The following is a 16,646-nucleotide window of genomic DNA, read 5'->3' as shown; positions in this document are numbered from 1 at the left end:
ATGGCTTACATGAGTAGACTCAAGCCTTTCGAAAAAGTTCGGATATTTTTGTAAAAAAATTATTATGATTTGAAATTGAGATCTATGTAACGTTACTCAAAGTTCCGCTAACATAACAAGGACACGCTCTTCGCGCCACAAAACACATGAAACAACCTGCTGATTATACCTGTGATGTGCTCATTATCGGAAGTGGAGCCGCCGGTCTCACTGCCGCACTTCGGCTCGCCCACGATGCCAAAGTGATTGTTTTAAGTAAAGGCCCGCTCACCGAGGGTGCGACATACTACGCACAAGGCGGAATCGCGGCGGTGTTTGACGAAACCGACACAGTTGACTCTCATGTCGAAGATACCCTTATTGCCGGCGCTGGACTTTGCGACGCTGACGTTGTCAGATATACCGCATCTAATGCGCGTCAGAGCATTCAATGGCTCATTGATAAAGGAGTTCCATTTGACACCTTTGAAGATGGCAACGGCGAACAAAAGTATCATTTAACGCGCGAGGGAGGCCACAGCCACCGCCGCATTCTTCATGCTGCAGATGCAACCGGAAAAGCGGTTCAAACTACACTCGTTGACGCAGTTCGCAACAATCCAAACATTGAATTGCTCGAACGTTTTAATGCAGTAGACCTCATCACCGGAAATAAACTCGGCCTTTCAGATAACAAAGTACACGGCGCATATATCTGGAACCGCAACCTGGAAAAAGTCGAAACCCTGCGCGCTCGATTCGTTATGTTAGCGACGGGTGGCTCGTCTAAAGTTTATCAATACACCAGTAATCCAGATGTTGCATCCGGCGACGGTATTGCAATGGCATGGAGAGCTGGGTGCCGTGTGGCGAATATGGAATTTAACCAATTTCACCCCACCTGCTTGTATCACCCTGAAGCTCGAAACTTTTTGCTCACCGAAGCATTGCGAGGCGAAGGCGCTCATTTAACACTGCCAAATGGCGAGCGTTTTATGCATCGCTTTGATGAGCGGTTGGAGTTAGCCCCACGTGACATCGTTGCCCGTGCAATTGATTATGAAATGAAACGTTTAGGGGCCGATTGTGTGTATTTAGACATTTCACACAAGCCTGCCGACTTTGTACGCAGCCACTTCCCTACGATTCACAAAAAGCTGCTCTCGCTGGGTATTGATATCACAGAACAACCCATTCCAGTGGTTCCTGCCGCACACTACACCTGCGGCGGCGTAGTTGTAGATATGCGCGGCAAAACCGATGTTGAATCTTTGTATGCTATTGGAGAAGTGAGCTATACCGGCCTACATGGTGCCAACCGAATGGCCAGCAACTCACTGCTTGAATGCGTTGTATTTGCTGAAGCCGCAGCACAAAACATTGTGAAGCACTTGAGTCGTCCTTGCGATTTAATTGACATTCCACCGTGGGACGAGAGCCAAGTTGAATGTTCAGATGAGGAGGTCGTGATCCAGCACAACTGGCATGAATTGCGCCTATTTATGTGGGATTACGTTGGTATCGTCAGAACAGACAAGCGACTCGAACGCGCTTTACGACGCATTCAATTGTTACAACAAGAAATGCATGATTACTATTCAAATTTCAGAGTCGGTAACAATGTATTAGAGTTGAGAAATCTAGTGCAAGTGGCTGAATTAATCGTACGTTGTGCAATGCAGCGCAAAGAAAGTCGTGGCTTACATTACAACTTAGATTACCCAGACAAAGCTGAAAACAGTCAGCCCACCATATTGGTGCCTGGCCCGGTTAATCCAACGCCGCCTTCGCTATAACGGCACGTTGGGTTTGAAGTAGGGCAGTGAGTTCGCTAAAGGCGAGCTCGCTGACACTGTCCCGAGCAATAAAACACCAATACTGCGTTTGGTTGCCTTCTAGAATACGAAAACCGCATCCTAAAGAACTTAAGAAAATTGGACTTTGGAGCACGCCTTGAATGTTAGCATTGGCAACACTAAGGCGCACATCGGTACCGTCCTGAATATCAAGCCGCCCTGAATACGTTTGGAGTTTTCGTTGCAGCTTGTACAAGAGTAAGCCGAGTACGATGACTACCGCAATCGCCACAATCCGCTGACTCAACGCTCCGTAGTAAACGCTACCCATACAACAAAGACTCCCGATTGCAGAAGCAAGCCACAATACCTTGACACTAGCCGTAGAGGGTGAAAACTCAGCGAAGAAGGCTTTTATTGTATGCGACAATCTGCTCTACCATCCATGCTAGGTCTTTGTCTTTACATTCATCATGCCCCATCAACCAAGCAAATAGATCGGGGTCATCGCTTTCTAAAAAGCGTTCAAATATGGTTTTCTGCTCGGGCGTTAATGCAGCAAAACAAGTGTCGAAATAAGGCACCAGAATAACATCCAATTCAAGCATACCGCGACGACATCCCCAACGTAGCCGGGCCGCAGACGCATCAAGTTCTGACATTCAGTTTCACTCCAAACAAACAATTAGATGAGCAGGTAATATAACCCACAAATCGTGCGGCCCCAACCTTCTCTGCTCTTGAAACAAAGACCAATGATCCCCATCTTACAAACATCAACATAAAAGGATTATGCCGCGCATGAGTCAATTATATTCGCTCCCTGAATACGGGGTCATTGAAATCTCTGGTGATGACCGAATTAGCTACTTACAGGGTCAGTTTACCTGCGACATGACCCAACTGGCCGAACTCGGTTCACTGGCGGGCTGTCATTGTGATGCCAAGGGCAAAATGTGGAGTAATTTCGTATTAAGCCAAGATTCTGATCGAATCCTAATGGTATTACGCAAAAGCATTCTGGCACCTTGCTTAGCGGCTCTGCAAAAATTTGCTGTATTCGCCAAAGCAGAGATAAAAGACGTAAGCGACGATTGGCAAGTATCCGGCAGTCTCAGTCCAATTGACCTTGCAGGGGCAATTCAAATTCCAACGGTGGAAAATTGTGCATTAATATTAACTTCGGACTTTATTGCCACCGAAGTGAACAACACAGCTTGGTTTATTCACCACATTGAACAAGTATGGCCAGAATTAGAGCACCCAGACATGGTGTCAGAATTCGTGCCGCAAATGTTAAATCAAGCAGATCTAAACGCGGTTAACTTTAAGAAAGGATGCTACATCGGCCAAGAAACCATTGCTCGAATGCAGTATTTAGGGAAACAAAAGCGAGCAACTTTTTACCTGAAGGGTCCAGGTTGTAATATTCATGCCGGAGACACCGTTGAGGTCAATCGAAATGGCAATTGGCGCAGGGCAGGCCAAGTAGTAAATGCGGTGTCAGGAGAAGATGGCACTCAGCATGTGCTTGCCGTGTTACCGGCTGACTCAGCCACTGACGAGGTATTTAGAGCCGCTGAGAAAGTAAACAGCCAGTTGGCGTTACAAGCGTTGCCCTATCCGTTGTCGACGCTAGAGCAGTCTTAATATTCAATGCCCAATGTACCTCAATGCATTGGGCTTATATCAGTCGCAGGTTGCATCTGCTTGCTCGAATACATGCTTCACATTTGAAATCACCAAAGTATCTATCCATGTTTCGCCTTCCATCGGCGGCATAGGCTCGATTTTTGCCACCAATGTCACTTTTAAAGGCTCTCCTGGCGCGGAACGTTTCTTAGAATACTCCTGCTCCATTGCCAAACCTCCTTGATCTTGAGCAACAGGAAAGCGTTTCCCCGATGCACATTCCTGAAATATTGCCGCATCAGCCATGTAGCGATAGTCTCCGGTAAGGACAAGTTCCGAAGGCTCTGAGATATCAGAGGTTGAAACTCGCGACAACACATACGACACATCCGATTTAATCGGTTGCGCTTGCTGATTTAGCTGCTCCAAATCGCCAGAATCCAACCATCGGTATTGGCGAGATTTACCGTCGCCCTGCCCCAAAATCAATTGTGGGCCGACTTTCTTCCAACTGCCAAATTCTGCCGGAATATCAGGCTTTCCCTCGAACGAGCTCGCCAGCCGGTAGGTATTGTCAGGCTTTAATATCAGTGTTTGTTGTACCACATTGGTTGCACTCGGCAATTGCCCTTTGAATACCATATCTTGTGATGTTTGAACCTGTTTTGCAGGAGATACTTTTTGCAACATCACTGAGTGGCTACTGGGCTGCATAGGATTCACACCATAGTGACGCGTAGTAGTGAATTGCAGTTGGTTATTTGCACTAATCGTAGCCCGAATCGAATACCTGTGGCGTGCGTCTACCTTTGATTTTTTTACCGCCAACACAAAAGGGACCGGAACTTGTCGATTACCCATCAAAATAGTGGTATTTGCCACTAGAGTTGATGGCGCATCTGCGAGCGAAACATCCTCTAGCGTCACTCGAACAACTGATTCAGGAGGCATGGCTATACGCTCTCGGTAAAGCACTTCGCCGCTAATAATAGAAACTTCGCTGTCGGCATTGCGATAAGTACCGGCAAAGTAGTCAGTGCCCGTTAATGTAAGCTGACCGTCTGTAATGGACTCCACATCAATCATGCTTCCTTGGGGTTCAGGATAACGTTCAGTGTTGGTAGACAGGGATAGTTTTTGTGTTTGCGGGTCAAAGCTCCATGCAACTCCTTGCATACTCGCAATACCGATCAGGCTCATATGACCGCCAGCGTGCAATACAAAGCCTTCTTCAATGCCGTTGCGTTCAGTTAACCAAGCACCATGAAGATCAGCCTCAGACGTGGGAACAGGCGTACAGCCTGCGATAGATACGACGACAGCCGCAATAGCAATCCAAATTGCTTTCATTTAATACTCCTTCAATGTTGGAGCCTGCCATGGTTTGGCAGCCCCAACTCAGCACTTTTTATTCGGGCTCTGCTCCAAATACACAATATTTAGCATAGTCCCCACCCTCGTTTGCCGTCCAATCACCCTTTGGTTTTTCTTCCAATGCAGTACACCAATCTTCCGAACCCACTTTAGGGCTACAGGCAGAAAGAAGCGCGACCGAGCTAACAAGAACTATAGATAAGATATATTTCACGAAAAGACTCCACAATTTCATATTGATTAGTGGAGTAAACAAATAGCGGATATTGATTCTAAAGACAAACTCTATAACAAAATTTTTACCATTGAAGCGTTAATGTTTGGTCGACATAGTTAACAATGCCATTGTGCTTCACCAAAAAATCTGTACCGAGAATTCCCACCAAAGGCTCATTCGATTTAATTTTTCGGATATGGTGTAAATCAGTGGTGTAGAACTGAGGGGAGGCAAAAACGGCCATTCCGATCTCAATATCGATGACATCTAAATCATTCATCTTTTGGCGTTTAGCACCCAAACCTGCGAGCTTGACGCGCATCGGTCTAGAATTAATCGCAACGCCTAACTCTTTTGCGGCTCTTTTGTCTAATAGCGAGATACCCGCTGCAGTATCAATGAGCATTGCGGCAGGAGGCATGCCGTTAAAAGAAACTTCAATCACTAGGTGACCACTTTCAGCAAACGAAAAAGGCACTACGACTTCGTCCGCAGCCCAAGCGTTTGAGCACATCAACACAACGAGACCGGCAATATGGCATGCTAGACGCTTTATCATCATAGACCCCCGTGCGATTCCTAGCGGAACAAGTTGACTAAAAATAGTTCACTCAACATTAACTATGTCATACGTTTGTCATCTTCGCCTGCTAAAGGGGATTCATTCGGGATCTAAATCAATGAAAGTGGGATCAGGCTCCGCAAAACCTTACATATATAAAAAAACCGGACATAAGTCCGGTTTTTATTTCAAGCCTGCTAAGGTTTATTGGCGCAGTGCGCGCTCACCTCGAGCAATACCAGCAACACCTGTTCTAACAATTTCAATGATCTCTGTACTCTCTCTAACCGCGCTAATAAACGCGTCTAGTTTTTCGCTTGGCCCTGTCAATTGAACCGTATAAACAGAGTTGGTTACATCGACTATTTGTCCACGGAATATATCTGCTGTGCGCTTGAGCTCTTCACGAATGCTGTTGCCATTGGCTTTGAGTTTAGCCAACATTAATTCGCGCTCAATATGAGCACCGTCAGTCAAGTCTGCCACTTTCAACACATCAACAAGCTTATTCACTTGCTTGGTGATTTGTTCAATCACATGATCATCACCCATGGTGGTGATGGAGATACGTGACAAGGTCGGATCATCGGTTGGCGCAACAGTGAGCGATTCAATGTTGTAACCACGCTGAGAAAAGAGACCCACAATGCGAGACAGTGCGCCTGGCTCATTTTCCAAAAGGATTGAAAGAATACGTCTCATCAGGTGCGCTCCGTTTTTGACAACCACATGTCGTCCATTGATCCAAATTTAATCTGCATTGGATAAACGTGTTCACCTGGGTCGATACGGATATCCATAAACACCAAACGATCTTTCATCGCAAATGCTTCAGTCATTGCCGCTTCGAGTTTGCTCGGATCATCAACACGCATTCCCACATGACCATAAGATTCTGCAAGTTTCACAAAGTCAGGCATTGATTCCATATAAGAATGAGAATGGCGACCCGAATAGAACATTTCTTGCCACTGTTTCACCATGCCTAATGCAGCATTATTCAATGAAATAATTTTCACTGGAATGTTGTACTGCATACAGGTGGATAACTCTTGGATGTTCATTTGAATTGAACCATCACCTGTCACACATGCCACCATTGCATCAGGGTGCGCCATCTGCACCCCCATCGCGGCTGGAAGGCCAAAGCCCATGGTGCCTAAGCCTCCGGAGTTGATCCACTGACGCTGCTTCTTATACTTGTAATACAAGGCCGCAAACATTTGATGCTGGCCTACATCAGATGACACATATGCATCACCTTGAGTCACCTTGTACAAGGTTTCGATAGCAAATTGAGGCTTAATCAACGAGTCTGACGCTTCATACTTCAAGCATTCTTTTGATCGCCACTGTTCAATTTCATCCCACCATGCAGCCAAGGCTTGTGGATCTGGGCGTTCATCGCTTCCGCGAATCAACTCTAAAAATTGATCGAGCACGGTATCAATTGCGCCAACGATAGGAATGTGTGCTCCCACTGTTTTTGAAATGCTAGTCGGGTCGATGTCCACATGCACAATTTGAGCGTCGGGACAGAACTTAGCCACATTGTTGGTCACCCGATCATCAAACCGAGCACCCAGTGCCACAATTAAGTCCGAGTTATGCATCGACTTATTCGCTTCTAACGTACCGTGCATTCCGAGCATGCCAACGAACTGCGGGTGTTCCCCCGACAAAGAGCCAAGCCCCATGAGTGTGTTGGTACACGGCAAATTCAAGGTTTCAACAAATTCAGTCACCTTGTCTTGCGCATCACAGGCGACTGCACCACCACCGACATAAACGATAGGTCGCTTCGCTTCAACAATCGCTTGGAATGCTTTTTTGATTTGACGAGAATGACCGCGGGTTGTCGGGTTGTATGAGCGCATTGAAACTTCTTCTGGAAACTTATAAGGAAATTTCAGCGCTGGATTTTGAATATCTTTGGGCAAGTCAACCACAACTGGTCCAGGCCGTCCGGTAGAAGCAATATAAAAAGCTTTGCGGATGGCTTCTGGAATGTCTTCTGCTTTTTTCACCAAAAAACTGTGTTTTACGATCGGGCGTGAGCAGCCAATCATGTCTGTTTCTTGGAATGCATCGTCGCCGATGAAATGCGTCGGAACTTGTCCTGACAAAACAACCAGCGGAATTGAATCCATGTACGCTGTTGCAATACCAGTAATGGTATTGGTTGCACCTGGACCTGAAGTCACAAGACATGCACCAACTTCACCGGTAGAACGCGCATAGCCATCAGCCATGTGGACTGCGGCCTGTTCATGGCGTACCAACACATGCTCAATGTCACCGTGTTGAAACAGTGCATCATAAATATCGAGAACTGAGCCACCTGGGTAGCCGAATAGATGTTTAATGCCGAGATCTTTGAGGGTTCTTACAACCATCTCGGCGCCTGATAATTGTTCCACTTCAGGGCCTCTTCATAGCAATATCGGGGCAGGTATAACCGTTAATTTTGTCAACCATTATTTTATAATAATTAAGCGGCATAGGGTAAACCTGACTTTACAGGGCAAGAGTGCAGTAAATCAGGGGCTAAAGTCAACTAATTCCCCCATTTTAACAGGGAATAAAGAGTAAAAAATGAAACATTTTTGGTCCTGTTTGAAACACCTGAAATATGGTTGAGAATGCGTCTTACTGGCAATTTCATATCACATAAAAGTGCTGGTCTTATGTGAAAAACAACCTTGCGGTGTTATAAACTGGCGTTTTGCAGCTCACACCAAGTTTTAAACGAGCTGAGATAACAACTAGGTCACCTGAAGTATGTTTTTAGATTCATTTCACCAGCGTCAAAATGATATTGCTCGGATATCGGCTGAGCAGGCATGCGCATTTGCCAAAACTGTTGCCGGCGATTTCAACCCGATCCATGATGCCGACGCAAAACGCTTCTGTGTTCCTGGCGATCTCATGTTCGCTTTGGTTCTGCAAGAATATGGCCTCAGCGAAAACATGACATTCCATTTTGAAGGGATGTTAGGCCCAGATAAGCCCATCGCATTGCCACAACAAACGTCATCTGAAATACTGCTCAAGGATGCTGAATCTGACAAGGTGTACTTGCGTGTAGAACGCTCGGGAGAGTCACGTCCATGCAAGGCGCTTGCCGAAACGTTATCACGCAGTTACGTTGAATTTTCTGGGCACAATTTCCCACACATTTTGGTGCCTTTAATGCGCCAAAACGGCGTTATGATCAATCCTCAACGCCCGCTTGTGATGTACGAGAAAATGTCATTTACCTTGAGCCGATTAGATTTCACCGATCCGGTGCTCACACTCGGGGAAACTACGCTATCAGTGGACGGCAAACGCGGTGATGCCCGGCTTCACTTTGAAATACACTGCAAAGGCGAGCATGTAGGCCACGGCCAGAAAAAACTACTGCTTAGCGGTCTTCGCCCTTTCTGTGCGGATCAGATCCAAAAAATGGAAGATGACTACGAAGCGCGTAAGCAACAATTCGTGAAAAAATAAATTAACGCATCATTTTGACCAACAGCGCGGGTTTAAATAACGCGCGCTCTTGCGAAAACCAAAGACTTCCCTCGAAATCTAAGCACACGGCTTCAACCTGTCCAAAGCCCTTTAAGCTTTTTAGCTCCAATACTTTGTATTCATCACTCAACAGCGCCATAAAAGGCTTAAGTGATGGCAAGCCATTGCTGTTGTAGCCCACCACGACATAACGCTTGCTCGCTTCATCGTAGTGTGCACCTGTGATCATACCGGGCAGATCATCAATTGTTGTCACCGGGGTCGCTTTCTGGTCAGGCTGAACAAGGTTAATTTCATAAACACGCGCGACATTGCTCTGCCAACTCTTTGAAAACACAACAAGCTTATTGCCATTAAAGGCTAAAGATTCAGCATCATAATCATGTGACATCATCGCAAGAGATTCAGTCGGATAGTCCGTGTACTCAAAACGCACTTGCCGGTATAGAGAGGGCTTCACCAAGGACATATCCAGTAGATCATGACGATAAATAGAATACTGCTTCACAAGCCCGCTATTGTTGCCAATGTCAGCGACGTATAAAAAGTCGTTGAATGCAGTCATCGCCTCCCAGTCATTGTTGTTCGCCTGGCTTTTATAACCTGCTAAGACATCACCACGGGCATTAATTTCATAGATAATGGCGGGGTGACCTGAATCATTCACAGTAAAAAGTCGGTCGTTCACACAGGCAAGGCCTGATGTTTCTTGCACTGCTTTAGGCAGCGACATTTGTTCTGTGATGCCGTAGTCCGCCAGCGCCCATTCGGCAGTCCACCCACAAGACGACCACATTGTCACGATGAACCACAGCGTTAGATGGTAAAAACTTGTCACAGAAAAATATCACTCAGCAAAACAGAACTCTTTTTAGATTAGCAGGTTAATTACCAGGAGGAGCACTATCATCCCATCTCTTTCGAGATATAAATTGCTGTACATATAAACAGTGGCTTGGTAGTTTATTAGTCGTTCTATCATCCAACTTGCCAGTGAGGAGAAATCATGGCTGTTGAAACTCGCTACGTCGTCGTGCGCAACGGCGAGGAGGTCAAAACGTTCGTGGACAAGAAATCGGCAGATGAATATGACCGCATGCTTGATATGGCTGCTGCCATGTCTGATCTGGTTCAGGCTTCCGGAGTGAAGCTCAAAGATGATGCATTGGAAGAGCTAGGCGTCTACCTAGCAACTCAACGAGAAGAGGTCCTCTACGCGTTACATGCGAAAAAGCGGCCCGTTGCGAAGAAACCTAAAGCAGAGCCCGAAAACGACGCGTAGTCGCGTCACAATCCGTTCTGTAATACGTTTATACAACAAAGGGCAGCTCATTGAGCTGCCCTTTTTTAATCAAACATTCATTGCAAAAAATCGATTACTTTTTCTTTTTCGCTTTCGCGTTTGGTAAATCCGTAATTGATCCTTCGTAGATCTCAGCAGCAAGGCCTACTGATTCATGAAGTGTTGGATGAGCATGAACCGTCAATGCGATGTCTTCCGCATCACAGCCCATTTCAATGGCCAAACACACTTCGCCAAGCAATTCGCCAGCATTCTTACCGACCATGGCACCACCGATAATACGGTCTGTGTCTTTGTCGAATATCAGCTTCGTCATACCTGACTCAGCATCAGAAGCAATTGCGCGGCCCGAAGCAGCCCAAGGGAAATTAGCTGTTTCGAAGTTAATGCCCTGTTCTTTCGCTTCTTTCTCAGTTAAACCAGCCCAAGCAACTTCTGGATGGGTATAAGCAATGGAAGGAATTAACTTCGGCTCGAAGAAGTGGTTCTTACCTGAGATATTCTCGGCAGCCACATGTCCTTCATGCACACCTTTGTGCGCCAACATAGGTTGACCGACGATGTCGCCAATGGCGTAAATGTTCGGAACATTGGTACGCATTTGCTTGTCAGTGTTAATGAAACCACGCTCATCCACTGCAATACCAGCTTTTTCAGCGTCTAACAATTTACCGTTTGGAGAACGGCCAACAGCAACTAACACTGCATCGTAACGAATCGCTGTATTCGGCGCATTCTTACCTTCAAAGCTAACGTAAATACCGTCATCTTTAGCTTCAACTGCTGTCACTTTAGTTTCGAGCATCAGGTTGAATTTGTTCTTGATTTCACGCGTATAGACTTTGACCATGTCTTTGTCTGCAGCTGGAATCAGTTGATCCATAAATTCAACAACTTCAATATTTGAACCCAATGCATCGTATACCGTACCCATTTCTAGGCCAATAATTCCGCCACCCAAGATCAGCATTTTCTCCGGAACAGTTTCCAGTTTAAGTGCATCTGTTGAGTCCCAAATACGTGGGTCATTGTGTGGAATAAATGGCAATTGAATTGGGCGTGAACCGGCCGCAATAATTGCATTGTCGAAGTTCACAGTAGTGACGCCATCAGGGCCTTCAACATCAATGCTATTGGCACCCGTAAATTTACCGTAGCCATTGACCACTTTAACTTTGCGCATTTTGGCCATGCCAGCTAAGCCGCCGGTCAACTTGCCAATGACTTTGTCTTTCCATACGCGAATTTTGTTGATGTCGGTTTTTGGCTCACCAAATACCACACCATGCTCAGCCATGTGCTTCGCATCTTCGATGACTTCAGCCACGTGAAGTAATGCTTTTGACGGAATACAACCGACATTCAAGCAAACCCCACCGAGAGTCTCGAAACGTTCAATAAGAACTGTTTCCATACCTAAATCAGCGCTTCGGAATGCTGCTGAGTAACCAGCAGGACCTGCACCAACAACCACAACTTGGGTTTTGATTTCGTTGCTCATTGCGACCTCAAATTTAATTTTTATATATCGGCTTTGCCGCTTTCGCCTATCGCGGGTACGAGGCAGTGGCAATATACCTTTTAGCTCACACTAACGTCAAAAGCCGGGCAAGCCCGGCTTCGATCTTGTTATTACATCACGAGTCGGCGGATATCGCTCATCACTTGGTTCAGAGTCGTGATGAAACGAGCACCAGCAGCCCCGTCGATCACGCGGTGATCGTACGACAATGCCAATGGCACCATCAATCGAGGCTGGAACTCTTTACCGTCCCATTTCGGCTTCATCTCTGAACGAGACACACCTAAAATAGCCACATCTGGCGCATTCACAATTGGTGTAAACTGCGTACCACCAATACCACCAAGACTTGAGATAGTGAAACAGCTACCTTGCATGTCAGCCGCAGTGAGCTTACCAGCACGTGCCTTCTTGCTGACTTCACCCAACTCTTTCGACAATTCAACAATGCCTTTTTTATCAACATCACGGAACACTGGCACCACAAGACCGTTCGGCGTATCGACGGCAACACCAATATTGATGTACTTCTTGAGGTATAAATGCTCTCCATCAGGATCCAAAGAGCTGTTAAAACGAGGGTGCTCTTCGAGCGCCTTCGCCGCAGCTTTCATCATGAATGCCAATGGCGTGACCTTGTAGCCCAGATCTTGCTTCGCTGCGATGGCATTTTGCTCTTTGCGGAAAGCTTCTAAATCTGTGATGTCAGCTTCATCAAATTGTGTCACATGTGGAATCGTGACCCAGTTGCGATGCAAGTTCGGGCCTGAAATTTTTTGAATTCGGCTCAGTTCAACCTTTTCAACTTCACCAAACTTGCTGAAATCCACCTTAGGCTGAGCCAATACCGATAGACCACTTCCACCCGATGATGCTGAAGTCTTCGGACGAGACAATTCATATTTTACAAACGCTTGCACGTCTTCTTTGAGAATACGACCTTTGCGACCCGTACCTTTCACCTTGGTCAAATCAACGCCAAATTCACGCGCGACTCGGCGTACTGCAGGTGATGAATGCACCGAAGCAGAGGCTTTTTGGTTAGAACCTGGGTGGAATTCAACCGGTGGCGGTTTGGCAGCTGCTGCAGGAGCTGGCGCAGCTTTCGCTGGCGCAGGTGTTGGAGCGGCTGGCGCTGCGGCTGGAGCAGGCGCTGCTGAGGCGATTGTTTCAACCAGAGCGATTAAAGTCCCTTGAGCAACTTTATCACCCACTGCCACTTTAATTTCTTTCACTGTTCCGGAGAATGGTGCAGGCACTTCCATCGAAGCTTTGTCGCCTTCAACTTCGATTAATCCTTGCTCGGCCTCAACAGTGTCACCTACGGCAACCAAAATCGTCGTGACGTCTACTTCGTCACCACCGATATCTGGCACTTCCACTTCTTTCACTTCAGCGGTAGCAGGTGCTACAGCCGGAGTTTCCGCGGCAAGGGCTTCCACTGGAGCGGCTTCTGCTGGCGCGGATGCAGCGGTTTCTAAACGAACGATCAAGGTCCCTTGAGCAACTTTGTCGCCTGTTTTAACGATGATTTCTTTGACGATACCAGCAAACGGAGCAGGCACTTCCATTGAGGCTTTATCGCCTTCAACTTCGATCAAACCTTGTTCGGCTTCAACTGACTCTCCGACGGTCACTAAAATCGTCGTCACATCAACTTCATCACCACCAATATCTGGTACCAAGATATCCTCAACGGCTCCACCCGCAGCTGGAGCAAGCGCTGGCGCAGCTGCTTCAGTCTCTGCAGGGGCAGGCTCAGCAGCTGGGGTTGCCGCGGCTGCGCTATCTTCAAGTATCACGATTAACGTGCCTTGAGAGATTTTGTCGCCTTGCGCTACTTTAATTTCTTTCACTGTACCTGCAAATGGTGCAGGGATTTCCATAGAGGCTTTATCACCTTCTACTTCGATCAAGCCTTGCTCGGCTTCAACCTGCTCGCCCACCGCAACTAGAATTCCAATGACATCAACGCTATCTGCGCCAACGTCAGGAACTAGGACTTCTTTAAATTCAGCCATCTAAGTTCTCCTTAAGCGTACAGTGAGAAGACTTTGTTCGTGTCTAAGTCGAACTTCGCAATTGCTTCTTGAACAACTTTTGCGTCGATATCGCCTTTCTTAGCCAGTTCACCCAACGCAGCAACAACAACGTATGGCGCACTCACTTCAAAGTGATCACGAAGGTTTTCACGGCTATCTGAACGACCAAAGCCATCGGTACCCAACACTTTGAATGGTGCAGGAACATAGGCGCGAACTTGGTCAGCAAAGATACGCATATAGTCGGTTGCAGCAATCACAGGCACATCGGCTTCGAGCGTCTTTGTAATATAAGGCACTTGCGCTTCATTGCTTGGGTTTAACATGTTGTCACGCTCAACCGCATTCCCGTTACGAGCAAGCTCTGTAAAGCTAGTAACTGAGAACACTTCTGACTGAACACCATATTCTTCTGCAAGAATATCAGCGGCCATACGCACATGGCGCAAGATAGAACCACAACCCAACAATTGAACCTTGGCAGCTGTACCTTTGGCTTTCACGCTGTCGAGTTTATAGATACCGTTGATAATGCCGTCTTCAGCACCTTCTGGCATCGCAGGCTGTACGTAGTTTTCGTTCAATGTAGTGATGTAATAGAACACATCTTCTTGACTGGCACCGTACATGCGTTCCAAACCATTTTGAACAATGACTGCAATTTCATAACCATAGGCTGGATCGTAGGAGATACAGTTTGGAATAGTTGCCGATTGAAGGTGGCTGTGACCATCTTCGTGCTGCAAACCTTCACCATTCAAAGTTGTACGACCCGACGTGCCTCCAATCATGAAACCACGAGCCCGCATATCACCCGCTGCCCACGCCAAGTCGCCAATACGTTGGAAACCGAACATTGAGTAGTAGATGTAGAAAGGAATAGTTGGGGCATCATTCACAGAGTAACTGGTTGCCGCTGCAATCCACGAGCTCATTGCGCCGCCTTCGTTGATTCCTTCTTGCAATACAGCACCGGTTTTGTCTTCGCGGTAGTAAGCAACTTGGTCAGAATCTTGAGGCGTATATTTTTGGCCACCGTGTGCATAAATACCCACTTGGCGGAACAAACCTTCCATACCAAAGGTACGAGCTTCATCTGGAATGATAGGCACAACGCGCTTACCCACGCCTTTGTCTTTCAACAAAGCAGTCATCACACGAAGCAATGCCATCGTGGTTGAAATTTCACGACCATTGGAACCTTGAAGTACGTTATCAAACGCTTTCAATGGTGGAATATCAAGCGACTCACTGAACTTCACTCGACGGCGCGGTAAGTAGCCTTCTAAAGAGGCACGGCGCTCACGCAAGTATTGAATTTCAGGGCTATCTTCTGCTGGCTTGTAGTAAGGCAGTGATTCGATTTCATTATCATCAATTGGAATGTCAAAACGATCACGGAAGTGCTTCACCGCACCCATGTCCATTTTCTTCACGTTGTGCGCAATGTTTTTACCCTCACCGGCATCACCTAAGCCATAACCTTTAACCGTTTTGGCCAAGATTACAGTTGGGCGGCCTTCAGTCGCAACTGCGCGAGCGTAGGCTGCATAAACTTTTGCTGGATCGTGACCACCACGATTCAAGCGCCAAATGTCTTCATCAGACATGTTGGCAACCATTTCAGCTGTTTCTGGGTATTTACCGAAGAATTTCTCACGCGTGTACGCGCCGCCTTTGGCTTTACAGTTTTGGTATTCACCGTCGACTGTTTCTTCCATCAACTGGAGCAATTTACCGGTCGTGTCACGGTTTAACAGAGCATCCCAGTAACGACCCCAGATGACTTTAATGACTTCCCAACCGGCACCACGGAAAGTGCCTTCGAGCTCTTGAATGATTTTGCCGTTACCGCGAACAGGTCCATCCAAACGTTGCAAGTTACAGTTCACAACGAAAATGAGGTTATCGAGACCTTCACGAGTGGCAAGGCCAATGGCACCTAATGATTCTGGCTCATCAATTTCGCCATCACCGAGGAAACACCAAACTTTTTGTGCTGAACAATCTTTGATGCCGCGATCGGTCAAGTACTTGAGGTAGCGAGCTTGATAAATAGCCTGCAATGGACCTAAGCCCATAGATACCGTTGGGAACTGCCAGTAATCAGGCATCAATTTAGGATGCGGGTATGAAGAAAGGCCTTTGCCTTCAACTTCTTGACGGAAGTTATCCATTTGAGACTCGCTCAAACGACCTTCAAGGAAAGAACGGGCATAAATACCTGGGGCAATGTGACCTTGGAAATAGATCAAATCGCCACCGTCTTTATCGTTTGGTGCACGCCAAAAGTGGTTAAAGCCCACATCATATAGTGTCGCACTCGATGCAAACGATGAAATATGACCACCCAAATCTAAGTCTTTCTTAGATGCACGTAGAATTGTCATCAATGCATTCCAGCGAATGTAGCCACGAATCTTACGCTCGAGCTCCATGTTGCCAGGCATTTGAGGCTCTTGCCCCGGTGGAATTGTATTGAGGTAAGCTGTCGTTGCTGTATACGGCATGTGTGCACCGCTACGACGAGCTTTATCAATCAATTGCTCAAGCAAGTAGTGAGCGCGCTCAGTACCTTCTTGCTCTAAGACACCTGCGAGGGCGTCGAGCCATTCCCCAGTTTCTTGGGGATCGACGTCATGCTCAAGATGATCAGACATGCCGTTTTCCTTATGTTCAGTTGATTTAGTTCAGCCTGCGACA

The 16,646-nt window shown here is 46.8% G+C and carries 15 protein-coding genes; 4 read left to right on the top strand and 11 right to left on the bottom strand.

The window, feature by feature from the left end; all coding sequences use genetic code 11:
• The first annotated feature begins 146 nt into the window (after window positions 1–146).
• A complete protein-coding gene (gene nadB / locus NAF29_RS03885) occupies window positions 147–1,775 on the top strand; it encodes an L-aspartate oxidase (protein ID WP_251260166.1) in 1,629 nt (542 codons plus the stop codon).
• On the opposite strand, the gene NAF29_RS03880 is transcribed toward nadB, so the two are convergent.
• Window positions 1,750–2,106: a hypothetical protein gene (locus tag NAF29_RS03880; RefSeq protein WP_251260165.1), complete on the bottom strand. Its 357-nt coding sequence runs from the start codon at window positions 2,104–2,106 to the stop codon at window positions 1,750–1,752. The two genes, nadB and NAF29_RS03880, sit on opposite strands and share 26 nt — an antisense overlap.
• Window positions 2,107–2,173: 67 nt before the next feature.
• The gene (locus tag NAF29_RS03875; protein WP_251260164.1) at window positions 2,174–2,437 is read right to left on the bottom strand and encodes an FAD assembly factor SdhE; all 264 of its coding nucleotides are present in this window, start codon (window positions 2,435–2,437) and stop codon (window positions 2,174–2,176) included.
• A 139-nt stretch (window positions 2,438–2,576) separates the two neighbouring features.
• On the opposite strand from NAF29_RS03875, the gene ygfZ reads away from it, so the two are divergent.
• Window positions 2,577–3,425, top strand: a complete 849-nt coding sequence (gene ygfZ / locus NAF29_RS03870) for a CAF17-like 4Fe-4S cluster assembly/insertion protein YgfZ (protein ID WP_251260163.1) — start codon at window positions 2,577–2,579, stop codon at window positions 3,423–3,425.
• A gap of 39 nt (window positions 3,426–3,464) precedes the next feature.
• Here ygfZ and NAF29_RS03865 read toward each other — a convergent pair whose 3' ends face one another.
• The 5 genes from NAF29_RS03865 to NAF29_RS03845 all read right to left on the bottom strand — a co-directional run bounded on the left by NAF29_RS03865 (window position 3,465) and on the right by NAF29_RS03845 (window position 7,980).
• Window positions 3,465–4,757, bottom strand: a complete 1,293-nt coding sequence (locus tag NAF29_RS03865; protein ID WP_251260162.1) for a YbaY family lipoprotein — start codon at window positions 4,755–4,757, stop codon at window positions 3,465–3,467.
• A 58-nt stretch (window positions 4,758–4,815) separates the two neighbouring features.
• On the bottom strand, window positions 4,816–5,016 hold the full coding sequence (locus tag NAF29_RS03860; protein ID WP_285817555.1) for a DUF3012 domain-containing protein: 201 nt from the start codon (window positions 5,014–5,016) through the stop codon (window positions 4,816–4,818).
• Between the two features lie 64 nt (window positions 5,017–5,080).
• The gene (locus tag NAF29_RS03855) at window positions 5,081–5,560 is read right to left on the bottom strand and encodes a retropepsin-like aspartic protease (protein ID WP_251260160.1); all 480 of its coding nucleotides are present in this window, start codon (window positions 5,558–5,560) and stop codon (window positions 5,081–5,083) included.
• A gap of 204 nt (window positions 5,561–5,764) precedes the next feature.
• A complete protein-coding gene (ilvN, locus tag NAF29_RS03850; RefSeq protein ID WP_251260159.1) occupies window positions 5,765–6,262 on the bottom strand; it encodes an acetolactate synthase small subunit in 498 nt (165 codons plus the stop codon).
• Window positions 6,262–7,980, bottom strand: a complete 1,719-nt coding sequence (locus NAF29_RS03845) for an acetolactate synthase 3 large subunit (RefSeq protein ID WP_349665546.1) — start codon at window positions 7,978–7,980, stop codon at window positions 6,262–6,264. Before NAF29_RS03845 ends, ilvN begins: the two co-directional genes overlap by 1 nt.
• Before the next feature lie 361 nt (window positions 7,981–8,341).
• Between NAF29_RS03845 and NAF29_RS03840 the strand changes: the two genes are divergently transcribed.
• Window positions 8,342–9,055, top strand: a complete 714-nt coding sequence (locus NAF29_RS03840; RefSeq protein WP_251260158.1) for a DUF3581 family protein — start codon at window positions 8,342–8,344, stop codon at window positions 9,053–9,055.
• 1 nt (window position 9,056) lies between these two features.
• Here the strand turns inward: NAF29_RS03840 and NAF29_RS03835 are convergent, their stop codons facing one another.
• Entirely contained in the window at window positions 9,057–9,878 is an 822-nt protein-coding gene (locus tag NAF29_RS03835) for an SdiA-regulated domain-containing protein (protein ID WP_251260157.1), read from the bottom strand.
• Between the two features lie 204 nt (window positions 9,879–10,082).
• Between NAF29_RS03835 and NAF29_RS03830 the strand changes: the two genes are divergently transcribed.
• A complete protein-coding gene (locus NAF29_RS03830; protein ID WP_251260156.1) occupies window positions 10,083–10,358 on the top strand; it encodes a YebG family protein in 276 nt (91 codons plus the stop codon).
• Window positions 10,359–10,452: 94 nt separating this feature from the next.
• Here the strand turns inward: NAF29_RS03830 and lpdA are convergent, their stop codons facing one another.
• From lpdA to aceE, 3 genes are all read right to left on the bottom strand, one after another.
• On the bottom strand, window positions 10,453–11,880 hold the full coding sequence (gene lpdA / locus NAF29_RS03825; protein ID WP_251260155.1) for a dihydrolipoyl dehydrogenase: 1,428 nt from the start codon (window positions 11,878–11,880) through the stop codon (window positions 10,453–10,455).
• Between the two features lie 131 nt (window positions 11,881–12,011).
• On the bottom strand, window positions 12,012–13,922 hold the full coding sequence (aceF, locus tag NAF29_RS03820) for a pyruvate dehydrogenase complex dihydrolipoyllysine-residue acetyltransferase (protein ID WP_251260154.1): 1,911 nt from the start codon (window positions 13,920–13,922) through the stop codon (window positions 12,012–12,014).
• Window positions 13,923–13,933: 11 nt separating this feature from the next.
• Window positions 13,934–16,603, bottom strand: coding sequence for a pyruvate dehydrogenase (acetyl-transferring), homodimeric type (aceE, locus tag NAF29_RS03815; protein ID WP_251260153.1), 2,670 nt, complete (start codon window positions 16,601–16,603; stop codon window positions 13,934–13,936).
• Window positions 16,604–16,646 lie beyond the last annotated feature (43 nt).

Source organism: Echinimonas agarilytica (assembly GCF_023703465.1).
Taxonomy (GTDB): Bacteria; Pseudomonadota; Gammaproteobacteria; order Enterobacterales; family Neiellaceae; genus Echinimonas; species Echinimonas agarilytica.
The sequence above is the reverse complement of the archived record's forward strand: the minus strand, read 5'-3'. Positions and strand labels throughout refer to the sequence as shown.